General features: G+C 68.7%; 11 protein-coding genes. 4 read left to right on the forward strand and 7 right to left on the reverse strand.

The window, feature by feature from the left end:
- Nucleotides 1–78: 78 nt before the first annotated feature.
- Complete coding sequence (locus DS837_RS08195; RefSeq protein ID WP_247889826.1) at nucleotides 79–1,260, reverse strand: nucleotidyl cyclase domain-containing protein; 1,182 nt, start codon at nucleotides 1,258–1,260, stop codon at nucleotides 79–81.
- A gap of 521 nt (nucleotides 1,261–1,781) precedes the next feature.
- On the opposite strand from DS837_RS08195, the gene queC reads away from it, so the two are divergent.
- The gene (queC, locus tag DS837_RS08200) at nucleotides 1,782–2,477 is read left to right on the forward strand and encodes a 7-cyano-7-deazaguanine synthase QueC (RefSeq protein ID WP_149164279.1); all 696 of its coding nucleotides are present in this window, start codon (nucleotides 1,782–1,784) and stop codon (nucleotides 2,475–2,477) included.
- A gap of 9 nt (nucleotides 2,478–2,486) precedes the next feature.
- Here the strand turns inward: queC and DS837_RS08205 are convergent, their stop codons facing one another.
- The 4 genes from DS837_RS08205 to DS837_RS08220 all read right to left on the reverse strand — a co-directional run bounded on the left by DS837_RS08205 (nucleotide 2,487) and on the right by DS837_RS08220 (nucleotide 7,420).
- Complete coding sequence (locus DS837_RS08205; protein ID WP_145625052.1) at nucleotides 2,487–3,401, reverse strand: branched-chain amino acid ABC transporter permease; 915 nt, start codon at nucleotides 3,399–3,401, stop codon at nucleotides 2,487–2,489.
- A gap of 22 nt (nucleotides 3,402–3,423) precedes the next feature.
- Nucleotides 3,424–4,590, reverse strand: a complete 1,167-nt coding sequence (locus tag DS837_RS08210; RefSeq protein ID WP_149164280.1) for an ABC transporter substrate-binding protein — start codon at nucleotides 4,588–4,590, stop codon at nucleotides 3,424–3,426.
- Nucleotides 4,591–4,641: 51 nt separating this feature from the next.
- A complete protein-coding gene (locus tag DS837_RS08215; RefSeq protein ID WP_149164281.1) occupies nucleotides 4,642–5,292 on the reverse strand; it encodes an elongation factor P hydroxylase in 651 nt (216 codons plus the stop codon).
- 118 nt (nucleotides 5,293–5,410) lie between these two features.
- Nucleotides 5,411–7,420: a HAMP domain-containing methyl-accepting chemotaxis protein gene (locus tag DS837_RS08220; protein WP_149164282.1), complete on the reverse strand. Its 2,010-nt coding sequence runs from the start codon at nucleotides 7,418–7,420 to the stop codon at nucleotides 5,411–5,413.
- Nucleotides 7,421–7,823: 403 nt separating this feature from the next.
- Between DS837_RS08220 and DS837_RS08225 the strand changes: the two genes are divergently transcribed.
- The 3 genes from DS837_RS08225 to DS837_RS08235 all read left to right on the forward strand — a co-directional run bounded on the left by DS837_RS08225 (nucleotide 7,824) and on the right by DS837_RS08235 (nucleotide 11,974).
- Nucleotides 7,824–8,951: a glycosyltransferase family 2 protein gene (locus tag DS837_RS08225; protein ID WP_149164283.1), complete on the forward strand. Its 1,128-nt coding sequence runs from the start codon at nucleotides 7,824–7,826 to the stop codon at nucleotides 8,949–8,951.
- The gene (locus tag DS837_RS08230) at nucleotides 8,948–10,639 is read left to right on the forward strand and encodes a glycosyltransferase family 39 protein (RefSeq protein ID WP_149164284.1); all 1,692 of its coding nucleotides are present in this window, start codon (nucleotides 8,948–8,950) and stop codon (nucleotides 10,637–10,639) included. The genes DS837_RS08225 and DS837_RS08230 overlap by 4 nt, the downstream gene beginning before the upstream one ends.
- A gap of 180 nt (nucleotides 10,640–10,819) precedes the next feature.
- Entirely contained in the window at nucleotides 10,820–11,974 is a 1,155-nt protein-coding gene (locus tag DS837_RS08235) for a serine hydrolase domain-containing protein (protein ID WP_247889827.1), read from the forward strand.
- Between the two features lie 41 nt (nucleotides 11,975–12,015).
- On the opposite strand, the gene DS837_RS08240 is transcribed toward DS837_RS08235, so the two are convergent.
- Nucleotides 12,016–12,435, reverse strand: coding sequence for a nuclear transport factor 2 family protein (locus DS837_RS08240; RefSeq protein ID WP_149164286.1), 420 nt, complete (start codon nucleotides 12,433–12,435; stop codon nucleotides 12,016–12,018).
- Nucleotides 12,436–12,569: 134 nt separating this feature from the next.
- Nucleotides 12,570–13,559, reverse strand: coding sequence for a hypothetical protein (locus tag DS837_RS08245; protein WP_149164287.1), 990 nt, complete (start codon nucleotides 13,557–13,559; stop codon nucleotides 12,570–12,572).
- Nucleotides 13,560–13,637 lie beyond the last annotated feature (78 nt).

The following is a 13,637-nucleotide window of genomic DNA, read 5'->3' on the forward strand; positions in this document are numbered from 1 at the left end:
CAATGCGTTAACGGAAACGTCACACCGGTCCCGGCAGACGGTCTATGCGGAAAGAGGGAAAGTCTTCGTCGGACTGGACTATGCCGACTCGCGCCGGGCCTTTACTCTGGCTCTCATCAGCATTTGCCTTTCGGTGCAACGCCGCATGTGTTCGGGAACATCGGAATCCTTGCCGATCACGGCGCCGCCGACATAGGCCGCCCCGGCCTCGATCGCCGCCTGGAATTGCTCGACGTTCCGGATGCCGTCCAGATAGGCGAACAGGCCGTGTTTGCGCGGGGCCGGGCAGAAGGCGTTGATCTTGTCGATGCAGCGCTGGTCGCCGTCCCGGAAATCCATGGACAGCCCAACCCCTTTGACGCCGGCGTTGGCATAGACCGCGATGTCGGTGGTGTCCTCCCGCAGGATGACGATGGCGGCGCGGCCGAAGGGGCGCAGCATGGTGACCATCTCGGCCAGCCTCCCGTTGGGAATGCCCTGCGGCAGCCCTTCAAGTTCGAAGGCCAGGAAAGGGATCAAGTAATTGGGGATCATTCGGCACGACTGGAGATACTCCCGCCGCCGTCGCGCCGAGGCGAGGGTTTCGAAGTGGACCGGAATGGTCTGGGCGTAACGGAATTTGTTCTTGTACAGTTCATTGTAGGTGCTGATGGCGTGGCACAGGGTTTCCATATCGTAATCGAAAATGGCTTCTTCCTGCAGGACGTCGTCCAGCGTGATCTGGTTGATATGGCGGCAGGTGTAAAGATCCGGACGGCAGGTGTAGGTGGAGATCACCTTGTTCTTTACATCGTAGACCGGGCGGAACAGCACCTTCGGCTGTGGCGGCGGTTCTCCGTTGTCCAGGGCGAAACCGACAAGCGAAGGCCGCCGCCGCTCCTCGGCCTGCGGCTGGGCGGCCGGTTGGGCCGTTGGATGAGGGTGTGTTGGCTGGGCCGTCGGGTCGGTGCGATCCGCCGGGCGCTCCGGCTGGCTGGCGGCCTGGTGGAGCAGATCGTCCAGGCGGGCGCTGCCGATGGCGATGCTGCCGTCGATTTCCATCAGGGCGGTCTTGACGGTGATCTGGCTGGTATCGCTGTGGCCGAGCAGCGTCTGATGCAGGGTTTCGACGATCTTGCCGCAAATCAGTTGGGCGGCCTTTATGTCGGCATGGGCGAACACGATGATGAACTGGGCGTCGCCGTGCCGGAACCACACGTCCTGCGGGGACAGGATCTTTTCGAGCAGTCGGCCCGTGTAGTCCTGCACCCGTTCCTTCACGGTCTCCCACCGTTTGCCCAGATGGTCCCGGATGTCCTCCAGACCAATCAGATGAACGGCGCCGGCGGTGACGGTCCGTCCGCTGGAAAGGATATCCCGGGCCCTGTCTCGAAAGGCCGCGTCGTTCAGTTGGCAGGACGACCGACACTCCGCCGCCTTCGTGGCGGCGGTGCAATGGGACGTGGGGCCGGAGCAGGAGGATTCGGCGGACCCCTCCTGGGCGGAGGGGGGCGAATGGATTGCATTCACGGCAATAGCTCCCTTGCGACCGGCACAAACCTGTGTGTCGGTGTATTCCTGCCTTCTGAATGTTCGTCGTCTTAACAACAATGTTACAGGGAAATTGCCGAAGAGTTAACAGCCGTGGGTTTTCTGGTGCGGTGCGGTGCGGTGCGGAGGCACTCCGGACACCGTGGGTGGTCTGCCACAAGCGGCCATGCACAAGCGGCCATGGCCGTTGACCCGCCGGCAGGACGGGACTATGCCGGGCCGGCCTGTGGGCATGGGGAAAGGGTGGGGACATGAACGCGAAGAATGCGGTGGTGCTGGTCAGCGGCGGGCTGGACTCCACGACGGTGCTGGCGATCGCCCGGGAGCAGGGGTACCGGCTGAACGCGCTCAGCTTCCGCTACGGGCAGCGCCACGCGGTGGAGCTGGAGGCGGCCAAGCGCGTCGCCGCGGCCATGGCGGTGGACCGCCACGTCATCGCCGACATCGACCTGCGGGCCTTCGGCGGCTCCGCCCTGACCGACGCCATCGCCGTGCCCAAGCACGCCAGCGCGGCGGATCTGGGGACGGGCATCCCGGTGACCTACGTCCCGGCGCGCAACACGGTGTTCCTGTCCTTCGCGCTGGCCTGGGCGGAGACGCTGCAGGCGTCGGATATCTTCATCGGCGTGAACGCGCTGGATTATTCCGGCTACCCGGACTGCCGGCCCGAATACATCGCCGCCTTCGAGACCATGGCGAACCTCGCCACCAAGGCGGGGGTGGAGGGCACCAGCCGGTTCACGATCCACGCCCCGCTGATGACCCTCGACAAGGCGGGCATCATCCGCCGCGGGCTGGAGCTGGGGGTGGATTACGGCCTGACCCACTCCTGCTACGACCCGGCGCCGGACGGCACCGCCTGCGGCTCCTGCGACAGCTGCCTGCTGCGGCTGAAAGGCTTCCAGGAGGCCGGGCTGGCCGATCCGGTGGCTTATGGCGGGGCGTGACGCACGCCGTCAATGGGCCGGGAACAGCCCCTTGGGCTTGATCGCCAGGACCACCGCCATCAGCACGTAGATCGCCATGGAGGCCAGGGCCGCCCCGGCGGCGCTGGCGTTGGCGGCGTCCATCACCAGACGGAAGGCGGCGGGCAGCAGGGCGCGGCCGAGCGTGTCCACCATGCCGACCAGCAGGGCGCCGGCCAGCGCCCCGCGGATCGAGCCGATGCCGCCGATGACGATGACCACGAAGGTCAGGATCAGGATCTGCTCGCCCATGCCGACCTGAACGGCCAGCACCGGCCCGGCCATGGCGCCGGCCAGCCCGGCCAGCCCGCAGCCCAGCGCGAAGACCAGACCGAACAGCCGCCGGACGTCCACCCCCAGCGCCATCACCATCTCGCGGTTGGTGGCCCCGGCGCGGATCAGCATGCCGACCCGCGTGCGGGCGATCAGCAGCCACAGGAACACCGCCACGGCGATGCCCACGGCGAGGATGGCCAGCCGGAAGGCCGGGTATTTCAGCCCGAACAGGTCCACCGTCCCGGCCAGCGCCGCCGGCGGGTTGAGGAAGATGGGGACCGGGCCGAAGACGATCTTCACCAGCTCGTTGAAGAACAGGATCAGCCCGAAGGTTGCCAGCACCTGATCCAGGTGGTCGCGGCGGTAGAGCGTGCGCAGCGCCACCGCCTCCACCACCAACCCGAGCAGCGCCGTCAGCAGCACCGCCGCCGCCAGGGCCAGCGGGAAGCTGTCCAGCACCGGAACCAGCGCCGCCGTCAGGTAGGCGCCGACCATGTAGAAGGTGCCGTGGGCGAGGTTGATGAGGTCCATGATGCCGAAGACGAGCGTCAGCCCGGCGGCCATCAGGAACAGCATCACGCCGAGCTGAAGCCCGTTCAGACCCTGTTCGACGAGGAGGAGCGCGTCCATTCTCCGGCGTCCTGCCTGCGCCTCACTTCATCGGGCAGTCTTTGACATAGGCGTCGGCGTGGTTGGTGAAGACCGTGGCGACGGTCTTGTTGGTCACCGCTCCGTCCGCACCCTTCACCACCTCGCGCAGGTAGATGTTGTGGATCGGGTAGTGGTTGGTGTTGAAGGCCACCTCGCCGCGCAGGCTCTGCAGCTTGGCCGACGCCAGCGCCCCGCGCAGTTTGTCCTTGTCCTTCAGGTTGCCGCCGACCGCCTTCACCGCCGTATCGATCAGCAGCGCCGTGTCGTAGCCCTGGGCGGCGTACATGGACGGGATGCGCCCGTACTTGGCCTTGAAGTCGGCGACGAACGTCTTGTTGGCGGCGTTGTCGAGGTCGGGGCTCCACTGCGCCGAGTTCTTGACGCCCAGCGCGGACTCGCCGACCGCCGCCAGGATGTCCTGGTCGAAGGAGAAGCCGGGGCCGAACAGCGGCACGGCGCCCTTCAGCCCGGCCTGCTCATACTGCTTGATGAAGTTGATGCCCATGCCGCCCGGGTAGAAGACGTAAACGGCGTCCGGCGCTGCGGCCTTGAGCTGCGCCAGTTCCGCCGCGTAGTCGAGCTGCCCGACCTGGGTGTAGACCTCACCGGCGACCGCGCCCTTGTAGTAGCGCTTGAAGCCGGCCAGACCGTCCTTGCCCGCCGGGTAGTTGGGGGCCATCAGATAGACCTTCTTGAAGCCCTCGTCCTGGACATGCTTGCCTACGGCCTCGTGGATCTGGTCGTTCTGGTAGGCGGCGTTGAAGAAGTACGGGTTGCACTGCGCGCCCGCCAGCTGCGACGGGCCGGCGTTCGGGCTGATGAAGAAGGTCTGCCCGCCGGCCAGCGTCGGCAGCATGGCCAGCGCGAGGTTCGACCAGACCACGCCGGTCACCATCTGCACGCGGTCGCGCTCGACCATGCGGTTGGCGAGGCCGACGGCGACGTCCGGCTTCTGCTGGTCGTCCGCCTCGATGACCTGGGTGTCCTGCCCGCCCAGCTTGCCGCCCGCATGCTCCACCGCCAGCGCAAAGCCGTCGCGGATGTCGATGCCCAGACCCGCGCCGGGGCCGGACAGGGTGGTGATCATGCCGATCTTCAGCGTGTCCGCCGCCGCCGGGGTGGCGAGCAGGGCCAGCGCGGAGGCCAGCGTAAGCAGGTTGCGGGTCATGACGGTCCAGCCTCCAGGGGTATTATGATTGATTTGTGGGCAGCGCGAATGTCAGGCAGCCCGCATCCGTTCGCCCGCCCGCTCGTCCGCCCAGGCGCGCGCCGTGGACGGGCGGCCCTCGGTGTCGATCAGGCCGCGGGTGAAGAGTTCCTCGACATGGCGGATGAAGAAGGCGGCGGTGCTTTCCCGCTCCCAGCGCTCCATCCAGTTCTGCTCCAGGAAGGCGAGGATCGCCGGCTGGCCCAGCTCGGCCTCCCACAGCACGCCGAGCAGGGAGGTCTGCTGCTCCTCGTGCATGCATTCCTCGAAGGTCAGCTTCTGCTGGCTGCGCGCCTCCTTGCGCAGCGTCGTCTCCGGCCCCGGCCCCAGGCCGAAGTCGTAGAGCGGACGGCGCTCGGGCGCTGCGACCAGCCAGTGGGCGACCTCATGCACGATGACCGTCGATTCCACGTCGGTGCGGATGACGTCGCCGTCCCACATGAAGGAGGCGTTCGGCGGCTCGTCCAGCGTGCCGATGCCGTGGGCGTGGGCCAGCCGCACCGCTTCGGCGCGCTGCTCCGGCGTGTCGACGCCGCCGGGCACCGGCCAAGTGGCGGCGATACGCCGGAAGGCGGCGAGGGGCAGGGGCTTGCCGGCCAGCAGGCGCTCGAAGGTCGCCAGGGCCTCCGGCATCGTCTCGGCCGGGATCGGGGTCAGGATCATGATGGGAAAAGCAGTCCGGGGTGCGCAATGACCCCTATTTGCCCAACAGGGCCGGCGCGGCGCAAGAAAAACCCCTCCTTCATCGCAATCGGATGGAGGAGGGGTGAAGACGAAACCGTCAGGCCGCCCGCATATCGGTCAGGAAGCGGGAGACGAAGCCGCGCAGCCCCTCCGCCTCGCCGCTCAGCCCGTCGGCGGCGTCGAGCACCTGACGGGAGGCGTCGCCGGTGGCTTCCGCCGCCTGGGTCACCCCGGCGATGTTGCCGGACACCTCCTGGGTGCCGCGGGCGGCCTGCTGGACGTTGCGGCTGATCTCCTGGGTGGCCGCACCCTGCTCCTCGACCGCCGCGGCGATGGTGGTGGAGATGTGGCTGATCTCGCCGATCACGCGGCCGATCTCGGCGATGGCCCCGGCGGCCTCGCGGCTGACCTGCTGGATGCCGGCGATCTGGCCGGAAATGTCCTCGGTCGCCTTGGCGGTCTGGTTGGCGAGGCTCTTGACCTCCGACGCAACGACGGCGAAGCCCTTGCCGGCCTCGCCGGCGCGGGCCGCCTCGATGGTTGCGTTCAGCGCCAGCAGGTTGGTCTGGCTGGCGATGTCGTTGATGAGCTGCACCACCTCGCCGATGCGCTGGGCGGCGTCGACCAACCCGCGCACGGTGGCGTCGGTCCGCTCGGCGGTGCTGACCGCCTGCCCGGCGATGCTGTTGCTCTGGGCGACCTGCCGGCTGATCTCCTGGATCGAGCTGGACAGCTCCTCCGCGGCGGCGGCGACGGTCTCCACGTTGGCGGTCGCCTGGGTGGAGGCGACGGCGACGGCGCTGGCCTGCCGGGTGGTCTGCTCCGCGGTGGCCGACATGCCCTGGGCCGTGCTGTTGAGCTGGGTGGCGGCGGAGGAGACGCGGGACAGCACCTCCATCACCATCCGGTCGAACTCGCGGGTCAGGGAGTCGATGCGCTCCGACCGCTCGCGGCGGGTCTCATGCTCGGCGGCCTGCTCGGCGGCCATGCGGTCGGCCTCGATCAGGCTGTGCTTGAAGACCTCGACGGCCTTGGCCATGCCGCCGATCTCGTCGCCGCGGCCGAGGCCGGGCACGTCCACCCGGCGGTCGCCGCCGGCCAGACGGGTCATGGTGTCGGTCATCGACACGATGGGCCGCGACAGGCCGCGCCCGATCATCAGGGCGGAGATCAGCCCGAGCAGGACGGCGACCACAGCGGCGGCGGTGGTCATCGTCCGGGCGCGGTCGATGTTCTCCGTGGCGGTGGTGCCGAGCGCCGCCTGCTGGCGGACGCTGGCGTCGCGCAGCTGTTCGACCCGCGCGTTGACGGTCGGGCCGAGCGTCTCCAGCACCTGCGAAACCAGCTCGTCCCGCTTGGTGGTGGCGACGACGACCTTCTCGAACTGGGTGGCGAAGACGCGCTGGTAGGCCAGGAAGGACGAGGCGCCGCGGCGGCGCTCCAGCTCGGTCAGCTTGGCGAGCATCGCGTTGCCGCGCTCGCGGGCGTTCTGAAGCTCCTTGCGGAAGATGTCGGCGCTCTCCGCCGAGCCGTCGGTCAGGAAGCGGTTGGCGGTGTTGCGGGCGGCCAGGAAATGGCGGGCGGCCATGCCCGCCTGATAGGCGGCTTCGGTGTCTCCATCGGCGTAGGCGCTGTCCATGACGCCGCTGAGCGCCTTCTCCATCTTGACCCCGAGATCGAGAAGCTCCGCCGACGCCTCGTTGCGGGTCGCCTGGAACTCCATGATGCGGGCGAAGGCCTCGCGGTACCGGCCCAGCTCATCGTCCATCTGGGTCACCGTGCGGTTCAGCGTCGGCTCGGTGAACAGCGTCTTGGCCTCGTCGATCCGTCCGTCGAGGTCGGCGGCCAGCGAGTCCACCGTGTGGGCGGCCTCCTCGCTGCCGGTCAGCAGGAAGGTCTTGGCCTGGAGCTGGACCTCCAGCATCGTCGCCTGGATGCGCCCGACCTCCGTGGTCTGGCGGGCCAGCGTCTGATAGGTCGCGAAGCCGTCCTTCGCGCCCGTCAGTGCGTAGACCCCGACGCCGCCGATGGCGACCAGGAAGAGGAGAACCCCGGCGTTCGCCGCCGTGATCTTGGTGCCGACCCGCAGATGGTTGAACAGGCTCATGGTCGGGAAAACTCCGGATGAGGCTGAATGGTTTAGATGCAAAACATGGCAGTGTCCGCTTACCAATTCATTAAGTGTGCCAACTGGTTTCCGGTCCCCGAAAACGGGCGGGCGGAGCCATTCGCGCACCCATGGGGATGTCCTTATCCTTCCGGGTTCTGGCGGTTTCGCGGGGCCTTGGAATATTTGTCGGGACCGTGGCGTTAGCCCACCAGCGACGGACCGTTCCGGCGCCGGTTCCAGCGGTGTGCTGGTCACGGCTTAGGCCGTGGATGGTCACAATAGAGGCGTTTTGCTCATCCACATGTATCGTGCTATATGCCAAAGGGCGAAGCGCCCCGCCGGGGACGCCTGCCTGGACCCCTCCGACCCGGCTCGTGATCATCTGACCCAACGGCCGGCCATGTCCCTGACCGACGCGCCCACTCTGGCGGCTTCCGCCAACACCGCTCCCAACACCACCCTCAGCCCAGGCGACGCCGCTTCCACCCCGAAGCCGTCGCGCTCCGCCCGCACGAAGCGGGGGCGCCTGTCGGTGGTGATTCCCTTCTACAACGAAGGCCCCAACATCGCGGCGCTGTTCGAACGGCTGGTGCCCGTGCTCGACCGGCTGGACGCGGAGTGGGAGGTGGTCTGCGTCAACGACGGCAGCCGCGACGACACGCTCGACCGTCTCCTGGACGTCCATGATGCCGACCCGCGGGTCAAGGTGGTCGACCTGTCGCGCAACTTCGGCAAGGAACTGGCCCTGTCGGCCGGGCTGCGCCACACCACCGGCGACGCCGTGGTGCCGATGGACGCCGACCTGCAGCACCCGCCGGAACTGCTGCCGCAATTCCTCGCCAAATGGCGCGAGGGTTACGACGTCGTCGTCGCCGTGCGTCACGCGCGGGTCGGGCAGAGCCTGAAGCACCGGATGTTCGCCCGCGCCTTCTACTGGATCTTCGACAACCTGTCGGAGGTCCGGCTGCCGCGCGAGGTCGGTGACTTCCGGCTGATGGACCGGCGGGTGGTCGACGTCATCAACCGCATGCCCGAACGCACGCGCTTCATGAAGGGCATCTTCGCCTGGGTCGGCTTCCGTCAGGCCAGCATCCCCTACAAGCAGGGGGAGCGCGCGGGCGGCGAGACCAAATGGGGCTTCCTGAAGCTGCTCAGCCTGTCCTTCGACGGGCTGACCGCCTTCTCCACCTTCCCCTTGCGGGTGTGGAGCCTGGTGGGCATGGCGATCTCCGGTTTCGCCTTCGTCTACATCCTGCTGCGCCTGCTGCGCACCCTGATCTACGGCATCGACGTGCCCGGTTACGAATCGCTGCTGGCCGCGGTGCTGTTCATGGGCGGCATCCAGCTCGTCACGCTGGGGGTCATTGGCGATTATCTGGGCCGCGTGTTCAACGAGGTGAAGGGACGCCCCCTTTACATCGTCCGTTCCGCGCACGGCTTCGAGGACGAGGCTGCCACTCCAGCGGCCAATCCGGGGGCCAACGCAGGCGCTTGGCGCCGGCCCGGAAGCGAGGACCGCCCTTCATGAGCCTGATGCCGCCGCTCGGCCTGAATCCCCTCGGGGCGACGTCCCCGGCGGGCGTCCTCTCCCAGCGCCGCGCCGGCGCCCTGTGGGACGACATGGCGCGCGCGCTTCTGCTGTGCCTGATCATCCTCGCCGCGCTGACCTTCCGGAACTACGGGATCAGCACCGACGAGGAGGTCCAGCACATCTACGGCAAGAAGCTGCTGTCCTTCTACCTGTCCGGCTTCACCGACCGGTCGGCCTTCCATTTCAAGGACCTGTACCTGTATGGCGGGCTGTTCGATCTGGTGACCGCGCTGCTGGTCCCGATCTCGCCGTTCGAGGAGTACGAGACGCGCCACCTGCTCTGCGCGCTGGTCGGGGTGCTGGGCATCGCCGGCTGCTGGCGCTACGCCCGGCTGCTGGCCGGGCCGCGGGCGGGGTTCCTGGCGGCGGCGCTGCTGGCGCTGTCCGGCGTCTATTACGGCGCCATGTTCAACAACACCAAGGACGTGCCCTTTGCCGCGGGCATGGTGTGGACGCTCTATTTCGCCACCCGCATCATCGGGCAGATGCCGGCCCCGCGCCGCAGCGCCGTGCTGAAGTTCGGGCTGGTGCTGGGCCTGACCCTGTCGATCCGGGTGGGCGCGGTCCTGGCCGGCTTCTACCTCGCGGTGGCGCTGGCGCTCTATGTGGTGCTGGTGGCGTGGCAGGGCGGGCTGCGGCCGGCGCTGGGCGTCGTGCGGCGGGCCGTGCCACCCCTGCTGCCGGCCATCCCGCTGGCCTATGCGGTGATGGCGCTGTTCTGGCCCTGGGCGGTGCAGAAGCCGCTGAACCCGCTGGAGGCGCTGCGCGTCGTCTCGCACTTTCCCATCGACATCCAGACGCTGTTCATGGGGCAGATGGTCAGCTCCGCCGCCCCGCCGGCGCTCTACCTGCCGGTCTATCTCGGGGTGAAGCTGCCGGAGGCGGTGCTGCTGGGCACCCTGGCCGCGGTGGTGCTGGCCGCCCTGTGGGTGGTGCGCGGCGGCTGGCGGAGCGTGGACGGCGCCTTCGGGGCGGTGCGCTGGGTGCCGCTGGCGCTGGCGGCCTTCCTGCCGATCATCCTGTTCATGCTGATGCGCCCGTCCGTCTACAACGGCATCCGCCATTTCCTGTTCGTGGCGCCGCCGATGGCGGTCCTTGCCGGCATCGCCTTCGACCGGCTGTGGAGCGGGGCCGAGGCGCTGGGCCGGCGTACGGGGCAGGCGTACGGGGCGGCGGCCATCGCGGCGGCCGTGCTGTACGCGTGGCAGCTCGGCGCCATGCACCCGAACCAGTACGTCTACTACAACCAGTTCGCCGGCGGGCTGAAGGGCGCCGAGGGCCGGTTCGAGCTGGATTACTGGGGCAACTCCCAGCACGAGGCGCTGGCCGAGCTGATCGCCCTGGTGGAGCGCGAGAACGGCGGCAAGGCGCCGCCGCGCCAGTACACTCTGTCGGTCTGCGGCAACACGCTGGCCGTACGCTTCGAGCTGCCGCCCTGGCTGAAACTGGTCAACGGCACCGGTCTGGACTGGCGCAAGGCCGATTTCTTCATGGCCTTCACCCAGGTCAAGCAGTGCCCCAGCCTGCTGGGCGGCCAGCCGATCATCGAGGTCGCCGCCGACGATGTGCCCCTGACCATCGTGAAGGACCGCCGCCCGCCGCTGGCAGAAATACCCACCGAGTAGAATTCGGCCGAGTGACACGCCTCTCACCGGTCTAACCCGCCCGGTACGGCCTGCTCCGTTGGCGTGATGTCCGTCCGCGGGCGTACCGCCGGGCGGAACCGCATCCCACTCTTCCCAATGCGCGCCCATTCCGCGCGCCGACGACGGAGGGTGGGGATGCGGGGGCCGGTGCTCGGTGTCGTGTCGTTTCTTGCGCTCACCGTCTGGGCGACGGCCCCGGCCCCGGCGGACGCGGTGGCCCCGGACCGCCTGCGGGAGGCGGTGACGGCGTTGGCCGATCGCCGTCTCGAGGAGGCGGGGGCGGGCAGCATCGTCGTCGGGGTGATCCGCGACGGGCGCAGCCTCGTCGTCGGGCGCGGCGACAGCGGACGGCCCGACGGCGGCCCGCCGGACGGACGCACCCTGTTCCAGATCGCCTCGCTGACCAAGCCCTTCACCGGCACCATCCTGGCGGAGCTGATCCGCGCCGGGCGCGTCGCCCCGACCGACCCGCTGGCCCGCCATCTGCCCAAGCCGGTCCACGCCCCGGACTTCGACGGCACGCCGATCCGCCTCCTCGACCTCGCCACCCATACGGCGGGGTTGCCCAACGTGCCGGAGACTCCGCGCTTCTCCTGGAGCCGGCTGGAAGACCCGCGCAACCCCTACAAGCCATTGACGCGGGAGGAGGTGGGGGCGTGGCTGTCCGGCTTCAGCCTGACGGTGCCGCCGGGCACGCGCTTCCGCTACTCCAACGTCGGCATGGCGGTGCTGGGGGAGGCGCTGTCCACCGCCTCCGGCATTCCCTACGAGACGCTGCTGAAACGGGTGGTCACCGACCGCTTCGGGATGACGGACACCACCCTGGCGCCCAACGCCGGGCAGCGCGCCCGCAAGGCGGTGGGCCACGCCCGTGGGCAGGTGGTCCCCGATTGGGAGGCGCCGGCCATGCAACCCTCCTTCGGGCTCTATTCCACCGCCGACGACCTGCTGCGCTGGCTGCGCGCCAACATGGGCGACTGCAGCGGCCTGGGGAAGGCCGCCTGCGACGGCGAGACCGTCGCGACGCTGGCGCTCGCCCAGTCGGTGCAGGTGGATGGGCGGGCGCTGCGCGACCCGGGAGCGCTGGGGCAGGGGGCGATGGCGCTGGGCTGGTTCGTCGCCTGGGCGGCGGACGGCACGCCGATCCTCTGGCATTCCGGTTCCACCGGCGGCTTCAACGCCTACATCGCCTTTTCACGCGCCCACCGCTGGGCCGCGGTGGCCTTGACCAACAGCGACCCCGAGCGGATCACCGCCGACCGGGTGGTGGGCGACCTGATCTGGCAACTGGAGAGGGCGGCGGAGCGCCGCTGAACGCGCGAGGGGGAAGAGGGGCCGCCGTCAAGGGACCGCCGTCAGTGCAGCAGGCCACCGGGCGGCAGGCGGTCGGGCGGCGTCAGGATTTGCGAGGCGGGCTCGGCGACCGGTCCGGCCTGGTGGTGGGCCAGCCGCCATTCGCCGTCCTCGCGCGCGAACAGGTTGGTCGCGGCCAGGACGGCGTCGCCCACGATCTCCTCGCACAGCACGACCGCGGTGTCGCCGTACAGGCTGACGCGTTCGTTGCGCGCCTGCACCGCCGGGCCACGGGGGGAACGCAGCACGTCCCGCCAGCTCGACACCACCGCCTCCCGGCCGAACAGGATGGTCCAGCCGGGATGGATGCAGGACACGGGCAGGCGGGAGGCCCACAGCCGGTCCATGGCGGGAAAGTCACGCCCGGTGAAGGCCTGATAGAAAGCCCGGTTCGCGGCCAGCACGGCGTTGCGGTCGGTCATGGGGAAGCGAATCTCCGAAACAGCGAAAGCCGCTTCTATACAGGGAGCCGGCTCGACGGCAAGCATCGGCCCCCGTTATCACAGATCGCACCCCTTTTGCGGGCGCCCTTTATGGGAAAGCGGCCCGCTCTTCCTCACGCCGTGATGTCCACCTTCTGGGACGCGTCCGCCGCGGCGCCGCTCTTGGCGCTGCTGCTGCCGTCGGTCAGACCGGCGATGGGCTGCGACAGGTCGAGGTTCAGGTGCATCACGCCATCGGCGCTCTTGGTCGGCGTCAGGGCGCCGAGGCCGTTCATCCCGCCCTTCGCGGCCATGCCGTTCAGCTTTTCCAGGACGCCCTTGATCTCGTCATCGCTGAAGCCCTCGGAGCGGACGATCATGCCGGTGGCCTTGCCGGACACCTTGGTCGTGGCGGCGGAGAACATGGCGCTTCCCGAGCCGTCCGCGTTCAGCGTGGCCGCCAGCCCGCGGTCCTCGCGGGTGAAGTCGAGGGTGGACTTGGCGAAGGAGATGCGGACCGACTTGTCGCCGTCCTGGATGGTCAGCTCCATGCCGCGGGACTCGATGGACCACTGCGAGCGGGCTTCCTCCATGCTCATGCCCATCTGGCTGAAATCCATGGACTTCAGCTTGTCCTTCATGGCGCTGCCGAAATCGCCGACGGCGCCCTTCACGTCGTCGTCCGACATGCCCAGCCCGCCGAGCAGGCTGCCGAGGTCGCCGGCCATGTTGTCGATGGCCTTCTCGAACAGGCCGGAGAGGCCCTTGGACTGCTCCAAGGCTTTCTGCATGATCTGCTCGGCCTGCTTGGCCCGGTCGGCCATCGCCTGGGTGCCGGTTTTGCCGCCGGCGGCCGCGTCACCCGCCGCTCCGGCGTTGGCACCGTCGGCACCCCCCGCCGCGGGCTTCTTGCCCGACAGGTTGTCGAGCAGGTTTTCCATCGACTGGCTGATCGTGTAGGCCGGGCTGGCGCTTTTCGCGGGAGTCGCGGCGTCGGCGGTGGTCGTGGCGGCGGCCTTGGTGCCGTCCGCGGCCTTGCTCTCGGTTGCCTTCTTGGCGTTGTTCGCCTGTTGCAGGACCGTACTGGTCGTCCCTGTCGGTCCGGACATTTCCGAGTAATACATCGCCGCCTCCCGCGCGTGATCGTTTCGCCGTAAGGGTATGATCGTACCGGAGTCCTTTACCACAGGTTAATTCGTCGC

Source organism: Azospirillum brasilense (assembly GCF_008365405.1).
GTDB classification, from domain to species: Bacteria; Pseudomonadota; Alphaproteobacteria; order Azospirillales; family Azospirillaceae; genus Azospirillum; species Azospirillum brasilense_D.

Coding starts and splice junctions, on each gene's coding strand:
- DS837_RS08230 (WP_149164284.1), top strand. CDS start 8,948: ATGAGCCTGATGCCGCCGCTCGGCCTGAATCCCCTCGGGGCGACGTCC.
- DS837_RS08240 (WP_149164286.1), bottom strand. CDS start 12,435: ATGACCGACCGCAACGCCGTGCTGGCCGCGAACCGGGCTTTCTATCAG.
- DS837_RS08215 (WP_149164281.1), bottom strand. CDS start 5,292: ATGATCCTGACCCCGATCCCGGCCGAGACGATGCCGGAGGCCCTGGCG.
- DS837_RS08210 (WP_149164280.1), bottom strand. CDS start 4,590: ATGACCCGCAACCTGCTTACGCTGGCCTCCGCGCTGGCCCTGCTCGCC.
- DS837_RS08225 (WP_149164283.1), top strand. CDS start 7,824: ATGTCCCTGACCGACGCGCCCACTCTGGCGGCTTCCGCCAACACCGCT.
- queC (WP_149164279.1), top strand. CDS start 1,782: ATGAACGCGAAGAATGCGGTGGTGCTGGTCAGCGGCGGGCTGGACTCC.
- DS837_RS08245 (WP_149164287.1), bottom strand. CDS start 13,559: ATGTATTACTCGGAAATGTCCGGACCGACAGGGACGACCAGTACGGTC.
- DS837_RS08220 (WP_149164282.1), bottom strand. CDS start 7,420: ATGAGCCTGTTCAACCATCTGCGGGTCGGCACCAAGATCACGGCGGCG.
- DS837_RS08205 (WP_145625052.1), bottom strand. CDS start 3,401: ATGGACGCGCTCCTCCTCGTCGAACAGGGTCTGAACGGGCTTCAGCTC.